Source organism: Pseudomonas sp. A-R-19, from assembly GCF_019956575.1.
In the GTDB taxonomy this organism is placed as follows: domain Bacteria; phylum Pseudomonadota; class Gammaproteobacteria; order Pseudomonadales; family Pseudomonadaceae; genus Aquipseudomonas.
Genome location: NZ_JAHBDR010000087.1, coordinates 25,624 through 37,066, shown reverse-complemented (window position 1 = coordinate 37,066; position 11,443 = coordinate 25,624). Strand labels below are relative to the sequence as shown.

The following is an 11,443-nucleotide window of genomic DNA, read 5'->3' as shown; positions in this document are numbered from 1 at the left end:
CCTGTGGGAGCGGGCTTGCTCGCGAAGACGGCAGCACATCCAACATCCATGTGACTGACAAACCGCTTTCGCGAGCAAGCCCGCTCCCACAGGTTACATATCTCCCCAACCACCAATCGCCCACCCTTTAAATTAAGCCCTCCACCAGACGTTCTACTGGGTATCTGCCTCACGACCCAAGGAACCCTCTGCTCATGACCCAGCCAACGCGCGGTGCAATTCATGAATTGTTCAGCCTCCTGAAACCGTTCCGGCTCGTCGTCAGTCTGTCGACCCTCCTGGGCATGGTCGGTGGCCTGAGCGTGACGGTGCTGCTGGCCACCATCAACAACGCGCTGCATTCGCCGGACGGCCTGACCCAGGGCGTGGTCGCGCTGTTCGCCGGCCTGTGCGTGCTGGCCCTGGGCAGTTCGATCTGCTCGGACATCGGCACCAACTACGTCGGCCAGCACATCATTGCCAGGCTGCGCAAAACGCTGGGGGAGAAAGTCCTTTCAGCGCCCATCGAGCAGATCGAGCGCTACCGCAGCCACCGGTTGATCCCGGTGCTGACCCACGACGTCGACACCATCAGCGACTTCGCCTTCGCCTTCGCGCCGCTCGCCATTTCCCTGACCGTGACCCTCGGCTGCATGGGTTACCTGGCGATGCTGTCGTGGCCGATGTTCCTGATGATGGTACTGGCGATTGCCATCGGCACCGGCATCCAGTTCTACGCGCAGGGCAAGGGCATCCAGGGTTTCATGGCCGCCCGCGACGCCGAAGACGATTTGCAAAAGCACTACAACGCCATTGCCGGCGGCGCCAAGGAGTTGCGCATCCACCGCCCGCGCCGCCAGCGCATGCTCGTCAAGGGCATCCAGGGCACCGCCGATTTCATCTGTGACACCCAGGTGCGCTCGATCAACACCTTCGTGATCGCCAAGACCCTCGGCTCGATGCTGTTCTTCGTGGTCATCGGCCTGGCGCTCGCCCTGCAATCGTTCTGGCCCAGCGCCGACAAAGCGGTGATGAGCGGCTTCGTGCTGGTGTTGCTGTACATGAAAGGCCCGATCGAACACCTGGTCAGCACCTTGCCGATCGTCAGCCGGGCGCGCATTGCCTTGCGCCGCATCGCCGAACTGTCGAGCCAGTTCTCCTCACCCGAGCCGCACCTGTTGCTCAGCGAACAGGGCACCCAGCCGGCCGTGGTCAACAGCCTGCAACTGGACAACGTCAGCTACGCCTTCCCCGCTGCCCCCGGTAGCGAGGCGTTTCGCCTGGGGCCGGTGAACCTGACCATCGAGCAAGGCGACATCATTTTCATCGTCGGCGAAAACGGCTGCGGCAAGACCACCCTGATCAAGTTGCTGCTGGGCCTCTACGCGCCGCAACAGGGCGAAATCCTGCTCAACGGCCTAGGCATCGATGCGCAGAATCGCGACGACTACCGCCAGTTGTTCACCACGATCTTTGCCGACTACTACCTGTTCGATGACGTGGTGCAGGGCGACCAGCACATTCCCGAAGACGCCAACAAATATCTGCAACGCCTGGAGATTGCCCACAAGGTCAGCGTCCGGGACGGCAGCTTCACCACCACCGACCTTTCCACCGGCCAGCGCAAGCGCCTGGCGCTGGTCAATGCCTGGCTGGAAGAACGCCCGGTGCTGGTGTTCGACGAATGGGCCGCCGACCAGGACCCGACCTTCCGCCGCATCTTCTACACCGAGCTGCTGCCGGACCTCAAACGCCTGGGCAAAACCATCATCGTGATCTCCCACGACGACCGCTATTTCGACATGGCCGATCAACTGGTGCGCATGGAATCGGGCCGGGTCGTCACTGAGCGCGCCACCGCCTGACAGCGGTGATTGCACGCAGGTTGTTGTTTTTTGAAGTTTGTTTTCCGGTTTAGCCAAAGTGGTCCGTCTAATAATAATTATCATTAACTAAAAAACTGCACACACCATTCTGGAGCGATTCGAGCAATGCAAAGCCTTACTCTGTCCCGCGCACCTTTGGCATTAGCCATCGAACGGCAAAAGAAATTCCGCACGGTCGTGCCGGGCGCGCTGCTGACCCTGTTGCTGCTGGGGACCTCCCAGGTCGAGGCAGCCCCGGTGAACGTCAATGTGCCGGCCCAATCGCTGGCCAGTGCATTGCGTCAACTGGGCCAGCAGACCAACCTGCAGATTCTCTATAGCCAGGACATGGTCAATGGCATCAAGTCCACGGCGGTGTCCGGCAGCATGGAACCGGAACAGGCACTGAAAACCTTGCTGCTGGGGAGCGGCATCAATTTTCAGTTGAATGGCAACACCGTGTCGCTGGTGCCGGCGGTCGGTGACTCCAGTGCATTGCAGTTGGGCGCAACGTCCATCACTGGCGTGGCGCTGGGGCCGACCACCGAAGGTTCGCACTCCTACACCAGCGATGAAGTGACCATCGGCAAAGGCAACATCAAGCTCAAGGACATCCCGCAGTCGGTGTCCGTCGTCACGCGCCAGCGCATGGACGACCAGAACATGAACAGCCTGCAGGACGCCATGCGTCAGGTCACCGGCGTGACCATCAAGACCTACAACTCCGGCTCCAGCCTCAACGACGTCTACATGCGCGGCTTCCTCGTCGACCAGGTGCAGGTCGACGGCGTTTCGCAGCCGACCGGCCAGGGCGACATGGCCACCAGTTTCGACCTGGCGATGTACGACCGCATCGAAGTGCTGCGCGGCCCGTCGGGCCTGTACCAGGGCGCGGGTGAACCCGGCGGTACGATCAACGTGGTGCGCAAGCGCGCCTTGGGTAAATTCGCCTTAGGTGGCGAACTGGCCGCAGGCTCCTACGATCACTACCGTTCCTCGGTGGACGTTACCGGCCCGCTGAACGACCAGGGCACCGTGCGCGGTCGCTTCATCACCGCCTACGAGAACAACAAGTCCTTCGTCGACTACGCGCAAAACGAACGCCCGATGGTCTACGGTCGCCTGGAATTCGACCTCGACCCGTCCACCACATTGTCGGTCGGCGGCGCTTACCAGAAAAACAACTCCACCCCGGCGTTCGGCTTGCCGGCCTATGCCGACGGCTCGTTGCTGGACGTTCCGCGCTCGACCTTCGTCGACGCCAAGTGGAACACCCTGAACGAGAAGGTCTGGGAATCCTTTGCCGAAGTTGACCACGCGCTGGACAACGGCGGCCAGTTCAAGACCACCCTGACCTACCGCGACGCCGAAACCCCGCAGCGTAACTTCACCTGGGCCGACGGCGCTGTCGACCCGGCCACCGGTGACAGCTGGGCCGTGGCCTACGACTACTACACCCACATCAAGTCCATTGGCGTCGACAGCTTCGTCACCACGCCTTTCGACTTTGCCGATCGTCAGCACGAGTTCACCGTGGGCGCCGAGTACCAGCACCTGGACAAGGACTTCACCTACGGCGGTGGCGAGTACTTTCCGATCAACGTGTTTGATCCGGGTAGCATCGACATTCCCCGCAACGACTATGCGCACGTCAACGGCAACTGGTCCAAGTCCGACCAGTACGGTGTCTACACCCGCGCCAAGTTCAACGTCACCGACTGGCTCGACGTCATCGGCGGCAGCCGTGTGACCTGGTACGAAAGCGATGCGAAGAACGCCAACGCCTTCTTCAACAACTTCGGCGAAGCCCACACCAGCATCAACCACAAGGTCGTGCCATACGGCGCTATCATCGGCAAGATCACCCCGCAACTGTCGACCTACTTCAGCTACACCGGCGTGTTCAAACCGCAGAGCGAAATCGGCACGGACGGCGAGCCGGTCGGCCCGCGCAAAGGCAAGCAGTACGAGATCGGCCTCAAGCGCGAGTTCTACGACGGTCGCCTGAACGCCAGCATCGCCGCCTTCCGCATCTACGATGAAAACCGCGCCGAATACGACAACAACTCCGGCGCCTACATGACCGAAGGGCGGGCACGCAGCGAGGGTTGGGAAACCGAGCTGAGCGGGAACCTGACCGAAAACTGGAGCATCGTCACCGGTTACGCCTACACCTCCACCAAGTTCCTCGACGGCGATGACGCCAACAAAGGCAAGACTTTCAGCACCATCACGCCTAAACACAACTTCAACCTGTGGACCAAGTACGAGTTCACCGACGGTCCGCTCAAAGACTTCAGCGTCGGCGGCGGCGTGCGTGCGGTCAGCGACACCTACTACCAGCGTGACGTGAAGTTCCAGCAAGGCGGTTATGCCATTACCACGGCGCAGGTCGGCTACAAGTTCAACGAAAACCTGTCGTCGACACTGACCGCCAACAACCTGTTCGACCGCAAGTACTACGATCGTGTCGATGCCTCCTGGGGCACCAACTTCTACGGCGACCCGCGCACCGTGACCCTGAGCCTGCGCGCGCAATACTGATTACCAGCAGCACCCCGCCGGGCCGTTTGATTTTGTAGGAGCGAGCTTGCTCGCGATGGTCGTTAACGAAGACGCGTGTTGACTGGATAAACGCAACGCCTTTGAGGCCATCGCGAGCAAGCTCGCTCCTACAGTGTGGATCACTTTCCGGTTCTGTTTTCTACGCCGTGCATGTGACAACTGGGCGCTCTCTGCCTATCCTGCAAGGCAGTCATTGCCCCCTCACGACACTCCCATTCATGGATCGAAAATGGCGACGCCAGCTGATGCCCCCAACCGCGCCATCAACGAGCAAGGTAACCGCGCGAAGCTGTCCAGGCCCTTGCCCATCGACCTGCGAGGACTGATTCTTTTCTTCGTCCTGCTGTCGGTCCTGGCGACGCTGTGCAACAGCCTCTACGTCGCTTACCGGGTGCAGCGTCAGTCCCTGATCCATACGACGCTTGAGGCCAACGCAGCCTACGCAGCCAAGGTCGCCTCCAGCATCGGTGAGTTTCTGAACTCGGCGCACAGTCGCTTGAACTACAGCGCCAATACGCTTGGCCAGCACTGGAGCGACCCCGAAGTGCTGCGCAAGGAAGCCATTCGCCTGCAAGCCCAGGACTCCGATTTCAACTCCATCGCCATCATGGATGCAACCGGCAAGGTGCTGCAGGCCTATCCCGACACCGCGCAGATTGTCGGCGCCACGTTGACTTCGCAGGGCGTCCAGCAGCTACTCAAGGAGCGCCGTCCATCGGTCAGCGCGGCCTATATCTCCATGGCAGGCAACCTGGTGGTGTTCATTTCACAGCCGGTTTTCAACGCTTCGGGGGAATTCCTCGGCGTCGTCGGCGGCTCCGTCTACCTGCTCAAGCAAAGTGCCTTTCATACGGTCATCAGCCGGCATTTTCATCACGAAGGGACCTTTGCTTTCGTCGCCGACGGCAATCGCCGGCTGCTGTATCACCCGGACCAGAAGCGCATCGGTGAAGTCCTCGGCTGGAGCCTGACGGTCGATGCGGCCTTGCGCGGCGAACGTGGCTCCCTGGAAGGCCCGAACTACAAAGGTGTTCCCATGCTCGCCGGTTTTGCCCAGGTGCCGGACGCCAACTGGGCGGTCGTCGTGCAACAACCCAGGGACCGCAGCCTCGCCCCGCTGGGCCAACTCATGCGCGACATGGTGCTGGGCATGATTCCCGCCGGGCTGTTGGGTCTCGGACTGATTCTGGCGGGTACGGCATTGATCGCTCGCCCGCTGCGCCAGTTATCGCTCGCCGCCGACCAGTTGGCCGCGCCGCAAACGACCAGGCAACTGCAACAGATCCATGCCTGGTACCGCGATGCGTCGGCGATTCGCCAGGCAATGCTGACCGGCGTGCAGCTGCTCCAGCAAAAGCTCGGCCAGCTCAGCCATGAAGCGCAAAGCGATCCCCTCACCGGCCTGGCCAATCGAAGGGCCATGGGCGGCGTTCTCGAACTGCTGGAAAAAACCGGGCAAGCGTATTCGGTGCTGGCGCTGGATATCGATCACTTCAAAAAGGTCAACGACACCTTCGGCCATGACGCCGGTGATGTGGCACTGAAAACGGTCGCCGACATCCTCAAGCAAAACTCGCGGACCGGCGACCTCGCCTGCCGCTCCGGTGGTGAAGAGTTCGCGCTGATCCTGCCGGACACGCCGCTGGATACCGCCAGGACCATTGCCGAACGGATACGCGAACACATCGAGCAGACCGACGTGCCGCAGGTTGGCTGGCTGACCATGTCCATCGGCGCGGCTTGCCGGGACGCAGACACCCCGACGCCCGAAAGCGTGCTCAAACGCGCCGATGAGCGTCTCTACCTTGCCAAGCAGAGCGGGCGTAACCGCGTGATGGCCTAGGCGCTGCGCGAAACCGGCGACTCAGGCCTCTACGGTTTGGGCTGTTTTTCATCGTCCATCGAGCCGCTTGAGGTCGCTGCGTCCTTTTCCATCTCATGGGATTCGGCGCCGGAGTTTGAACCCGAGGCCTCCTCGCCCTTTTTATCGGCCTTCTCGTCTTTGGGTTCATCGCCCCGAGGCTGGTTGATACCGGGAATGGCAGCAGGTGGTGCGGCTGAGCCCGCCATCGCGTTCTCGATGACCAGTGCAAAAGACGAAGCCGTCGACAGCAGGCCCGCCGCCATGAGCGCGAGCATTTTTCTGTTGATCATTGAGGTCTTCCCGGTGAGGTATAAAACCTTGGAAGACCCGGCTTCGGCAAAGGTGCAGACGCTCTGACGAACGGCAAAGGTCGGGTTTAGAGATCTGCCTTGTTGTCGTGCGCGTCGGCCCGCAGTTGCTCGGTGTCGAAGCGAACAAAAACCGAGTCGCCGACAGCGGTCAGGACATCCCCGGCGAAGACCTCGCAGATGACCCGGCTCTTGCGCCCGACCTCACCTTCGACCTTCGCCCGCAATGTCAGCAGAACGCCCATTGGCGTAGGCTTGATGAACTTGATGCCGAGGTTGCCGGTGACGCAGGTGATGTGCGGCGAGCTGCCCACTTCGCGTTGTTCCGCGCGGTAGTGATAAGCCATCGCCGCCCAGTTGGAATGACAATCGACCAGCATCGCGATCAAACCGCCGTAGACCAGGTCCGGCCAGCCGCAATACTTGTCATCGGGCATATGCTGCGCCATGACATGCACCCCGTCCTCATGCCAGAAGCTCTTGATGTGCAGCCCGTGCGGATTCTGGCTGCCGCAGCCATAACAAACGCCTTCAGGCGCGGCGATGTCTTGAAGCGAGGTGTCCTGCGTGGTCATTGCCTTTCCATCCTTAATGCCGGGTGATTGAAAGCGGACCGGGTCGCCCCGGTCCGCTGCGCCTGATCAATATTGGCAAAAGCGAATCCGATTACCGAACGGATCGTAGACTTGCAGCTCCTTGCCCCAGCCCTGCTGAACAATATCCGGGCGTCCGTAGCCGTAGCGCTTGCCCTGCAACTCGTCCCTGAGCAGTTCGATGTTGTGCGTCGGCACGAACACCGTCGAACCCGGGCTGGCATCGCCGTGATGTTCGGAAAGGTGCAGTTGCAGCCCGTCGCGACTGATGCCCAGGTACAGCGGCAGATCAGCCTCGAAGCGGTGCTCGAACTCGACGCTGAAACCGAGGAAATCCAGATAGAACTCCCGCGCCTTGGCTTCGTCGAAACTGCGCAAGATGGGGATGGGTCTATCGAAGGTAATGCTCGGTGCTGACGGGGTATTGGCCTGGGCCAGCAACGCCGATGCGGTGTTCCAGTCCTTGTAGCCCAGTTGCTGCGCGACCAGTTCCAGCGCGGTGGCATGAGTCACCGCCTGATTGCGCTCCTCCAGCGAGGCGCGCAACTGCTTGGCCATTTGCTTGGCTTGCTCGATTGAAAACATGGCTACTCCTGTGGCCGAGATGCTCTGGTGCTCGCATTGCCAAACCTCGACCGTCAAGAGAGGCGATTGGGTTCGTATGAAGCGGAGATGCTTTCACCTTTCCCAACGGGAGCGAGCGGCCGGCAGCATCGGGCCGGGGTCGATGATACATAGCCGACAGGGGATGCGGAAGATGTTCACGGCAGTACCCTGTCCGAGCCCTGAGGACTATTCCCTCAGACGTGAAAGTTGCTGAACCACAAATGCCCCGACGGTCACTGCGCTGGCTGCCCATGCGCAAGCCACCTGCCAATGCCTGAGCGGACCGAACGTATCGCCCATCAGGAAACCGCTCGAAAGCACAAACAGAAACAACGCAACTGCCGCCAACGCGACGCGTGGAATCGCCATCAACCATCGCCACCAGGCACCGGGTTCAAAGCGCCGCGTGCCCCAACGAGTCAACGCTGTCAGCCCCGCCAGCAGCGGTGCGGCAATTACCAGCAGGATAGGAATGATAACGAGCGCCAGCGTGGGCTCCACTTCGCCGCCGTCCTCGCCGGGCGTGTAGAAGCTTTCCATCCAGATATCCTTGCACAGGGCGAAAGTAAGATAAATGACGGCGACAGGGGCGATGGGGAATATCAGGCAACTGATGAGGTTTTTTAGGGCTTTCACTGGTTTGGAGGTCACTTGATCTTGTAGGAGCTGGCTTGCCAGCGATGGTCGTTAACGATAACGCGTGTGAACTGGATAAACGCGGTGCACTTGAGTCCATCGCCGGCAAGCCGGCTCCTACAGGCATTGCGTTATCGGTGTTTCCCGGAATTGCGTGAAAACCTTTTTTGATACCGCCAATTAACGGGCAGTTTTTTCGTACTTCGCAGTGCTTTGCCTCTGGCAAGGCACTTGATCGGTGACGTCGTATTGGCTATGTGATCTCAACCAATGACTTCATATGCGTCGCATGTTCAGCGTGTATCGGCTGGAACCCGCAGCGAAGGTAAAAGGCAGCGCCCTCGGGCGTGTCCGTGGACAGTCGCACAACGCGAAAATGCCCAGACGCCAGTTCCAGTAGCTGCTGCACCAGCGCTTTGCCCACATTCTGGCCCCTTGATGCAGGGGCGACGTACACCCGCCGTAATCTTCCTACGCCCGGTTCGGAAAATGGATCGGATGAAAGACCTCCAACGGCTATCAGCCGTCCGTTGCGAAACACCCCCAAAAGGCACTCACCTTGCTGATCGAATCGATTGGCGCCGCTTTCCCATTCCGCAATCAACCGGGTGAGGAACCTGAAGCCTTCTGCAACGGCCTGCTCTTCCAACTCGCGGATTTGCGGTGCGAGCCCGGAGATTTTACATTTCACCCATTCGTCCATTGATATTGCTCTTTGACTCGATGAGGGCTCGCATATCTTCCATCATCCGATTATGCGGGACATTCGGGCGCGGGTCGTCAATCGAAGCTTGCACCTTGGCGCGGAACCAACGGTCATGGCTGGCGACTTGCTCTTCGGTCTCCAGCCCGGAAACGATGGGGGAAAGTTCGGCGTTCATTTTGGCCTCCAGAGCCGCTGTCGTCATTGGCAATGATGAATGTCATTGGATTAACCGACCATTGCGTCGCGTCAGATCGTAAGGGCTGTACGTCCGAGGGCCAACCGCAAACTTTCGTAGGACTCTTCCTGCCGACTCCGAGGAGTTCAACGCTCTTTGACAAGGTAAAACAGCAGGTTAAAGACCACTCGATAGTGCTTGTTTAAGCGGCCTACAGGTTACTTCATGAAAGCCACAACGCCTTGCGTCGTTGCCTACAGGTACGCCAGAATCCGCCGGCTTGTGCGCCTTGGGGGGTGTCGGTAACTTGATTCGGGTCACTGATTTCCAGTGATCGGGTTTAGTAGCCCGATGAGGTTGAACGGTTGCACAAGTTTCATCCAGTCGGACATTCGTCTGCACTTGATGGTGGCTGTGTGCATGGCGCCCTCGGGCGCGCCGGTTCGCTTCCTCACCGGTCTACTAACTTGCGCACAGCCGCCACCCTTTCGTTTAGTAGCGAGATGGTTGTGGGCTCACTACTAGAGGAAGATTTTTATGTTCAAGGTAACTCCAAATCCGCCGAAAACCGACCCGGCCTCCCCGCACGAAAGCCCCGATTCAAAACAATTCCACGAAGCCGCCGAACGCGCCCTCGATCCCGGCCCCAACATCATGGCCACCCCGCGCACACCCTGCTCCATGTTCATCGTCAATCCCGAACTCAGTACCGAAACCCTGCTGGTGCACGCCTGCGAATCGCTGGCGTCGGCCAATGTCATGGCCAACGATCTGGTGGATCATCTGCAGGGGACGAGTCGCAATGCACTGTTGGGGATTGCGCAGGTGATCATGCTGGGGGAACTGGCGGTGAATCGGGCGCTGGATCGGCTTGATCCGCCTTAGTAGCCATCGCACGGATGGTGAAGGCACTCACCTGTGGCGAGGGGGCTTGCCCCCGTTGGGTCGCGAAGCGGCCCCAAAATCGGCCATCGCACTTCTTCAGGCATACCGCGTTGTTCGGGTTTACGGCTGCTGCGCAGCCGAACGGGGGCAAGCCCCCTCGCCACAAAAGCCCGGCCAAGGAGAACTCTGCGGTCAGGCCAGGCTTTCGCCGATCTGCGCCGCCAGTTGCTCCAGCATCCCCGGCACTTCCTGGACCATCTCGCCCATGCGCGCAAAGTCGTGGGTCATGCCGGCCTTGACCTCCAGCACCAAGGGTTGCCCCGCGGCACGCAGTTTCTCGGCCCAGGCCAGGCCTTCATCGAGCAACGGATCGTACTCGGCCAGCCACAGCACCGTCGGCGTCAGCCGTTGCAGGCCCTCGGCGTACAGGGGTGAAAAACGCCAGTCGGCACGATCCGCTTCACTGCGTTGGTATTGCTGGTAGAACCACTCCAGCGTGGTGGCTTCCAGCAGATAGCCTTCGGCGAACCGCGCAAGAGACGGACGTTTTTTTACCGCGTCGATCACCGGGTACAGCAACACTTGCAGGCGCGGCACAAGCGGCCAGCCCAATGGGTCCTGGGCGATGGCGATACACAGTGAAGCCACCAGGCTGCCGCCGACGCTGTCCCCCGCCAGCGCTACACGATTGACATCCAGCCCCAGCGCCTTGGCTCCGGTGATGGCCAGCCAACGGGTGATGTCTTCGGCATCGTTGTAGGCGGTGGGGAAACGGTGTTCCGGTGCCAGGCGATAGTCCGCCGACAACACGGCAAACTCCCCCGCCAATGCCAGGCGCCGGCACAGGGTGTCGTGTGAATCGAGGCTGCCGACAACGTAGCCGCCGCCATGGAAGTACAACAACAGCGGGCGCGGTTCGCTGCCCGGTTGCGGTTTGGCGTACAGCCGCGCATTGAGCAAATGCCCGTCCCGCGCAGGGATGCTGACCGCCGTCACCGTCAACGCGCCCGTCGGGGCCGCATCGAGCAATTGTGAGGTCTGTTCGAATTGCTGTCGCGCGTCCCGAGGGCTCAGCTCATGCATGGGTTGGCTTTTGCCGCTGAGGCGGCCGAACTCGGCCAGCTCCAGAAAACCTTCGATGTCCGGGTGCAGTGCCATGGGCGGTGGTCTCCAAAAATAAACAGGCTCGCCCAATAAACGAACCGGGAGGGCTGTTCATTAGGGCGTCATCCTGATCAATGAAGAATCTCCCTGACCGAAC

At 60.4% G+C, this 11,443-nt stretch carries 11 protein-coding genes; 4 read left to right on the top strand and 7 right to left on the bottom strand.

What is annotated here, in order from left to right; genetic code table 11:
• Nucleotides 1-194 precede the first annotated feature (194 nt).
• From KGA88_RS24930 to KGA88_RS24920, 3 genes are all read left to right on the top strand, one after another.
• Nucleotides 195-1,844 carry a cyclic peptide export ABC transporter gene (locus KGA88_RS24930; protein ID WP_223594880.1) on the top strand — a complete coding sequence of 550 codons (1,650 nt, stop codon included), beginning with the start codon at nt 195-197 and terminating at the stop codon, nt 1,842-1,844.
• Nucleotides 1,845-1,970: 126 nt separating this feature from the next.
• Nucleotides 1,971-4,388: a TonB-dependent siderophore receptor gene (locus KGA88_RS24925; protein ID WP_223594872.1), complete on the top strand. Its 2,418-nt coding sequence runs from the start codon at nt 1,971-1,973 to the stop codon at nt 4,386-4,388.
• Between the two features lie 250 nt (nt 4,389-4,638).
• Entirely contained in the window at nt 4,639-6,252 is a 1,614-nt protein-coding gene (locus tag KGA88_RS24920) for a sensor domain-containing diguanylate cyclase (RefSeq protein WP_110660901.1), read from the top strand.
• Between the two features lie 29 nt (nt 6,253-6,281).
• Here KGA88_RS24920 and KGA88_RS24915 read toward each other — a convergent pair whose 3' ends face one another.
• From KGA88_RS24915 to KGA88_RS24890, 6 genes are all read right to left on the bottom strand, one after another.
• Nucleotides 6,282-6,560: a hypothetical protein gene (locus tag KGA88_RS24915; RefSeq protein ID WP_223594883.1), complete on the bottom strand. Its 279-nt coding sequence runs from the start codon at nt 6,558-6,560 to the stop codon at nt 6,282-6,284.
• 89 nt (nt 6,561-6,649) lie between these two features.
• Nucleotides 6,650-7,156 (bottom strand): PaaI family thioesterase, encoded by a 507-nt coding sequence (locus KGA88_RS24910; RefSeq protein WP_223594870.1) that lies wholly within the window; start codon nt 7,154-7,156, stop codon nt 6,650-6,652.
• Nucleotides 7,157-7,222: 66 nt separating this feature from the next.
• Complete coding sequence (locus tag KGA88_RS24905) at nt 7,223-7,759, bottom strand: glyoxalase superfamily protein (protein ID WP_110660903.1); 537 nt, start codon at nt 7,757-7,759, stop codon at nt 7,223-7,225.
• 207 nt (nt 7,760-7,966) lie between these two features.
• The gene (locus tag KGA88_RS24900) at nt 7,967-8,431 is read right to left on the bottom strand and encodes a hypothetical protein (protein WP_223594868.1); all 465 of its coding nucleotides are present in this window, start codon (nt 8,429-8,431) and stop codon (nt 7,967-7,969) included.
• A 238-nt stretch (nt 8,432-8,669) separates the two neighbouring features.
• On the bottom strand, nt 8,670-9,119 hold the full coding sequence (locus tag KGA88_RS24895) for a GNAT family N-acetyltransferase (RefSeq protein WP_223594857.1): 450 nt from the start codon (nt 9,117-9,119) through the stop codon (nt 8,670-8,672).
• Nucleotides 9,097-9,297, bottom strand: coding sequence for an antitoxin (locus KGA88_RS24890; protein ID WP_223594855.1), 201 nt, complete (start codon nt 9,295-9,297; stop codon nt 9,097-9,099). The genes KGA88_RS24895 and KGA88_RS24890 overlap by 23 nt, the downstream gene beginning before the upstream one ends.
• A gap of 537 nt (nt 9,298-9,834) precedes the next feature.
• Between KGA88_RS24890 and KGA88_RS24885 the strand changes: the two genes are divergently transcribed.
• On the top strand, nt 9,835-10,182 hold the full coding sequence (locus KGA88_RS24885) for a DUF6124 family protein (RefSeq protein WP_223594852.1): 348 nt from the start codon (nt 9,835-9,837) through the stop codon (nt 10,180-10,182).
• 192 nt (nt 10,183-10,374) lie between these two features.
• Here KGA88_RS24885 and KGA88_RS24880 read toward each other — a convergent pair whose 3' ends face one another.
• The gene (locus tag KGA88_RS24880) at nt 10,375-11,340 is read right to left on the bottom strand and encodes an alpha/beta hydrolase (RefSeq protein WP_223594850.1); all 966 of its coding nucleotides are present in this window, start codon (nt 11,338-11,340) and stop codon (nt 10,375-10,377) included.
• Between the last annotated feature and the right edge of the window lie 103 nt (nt 11,341-11,443).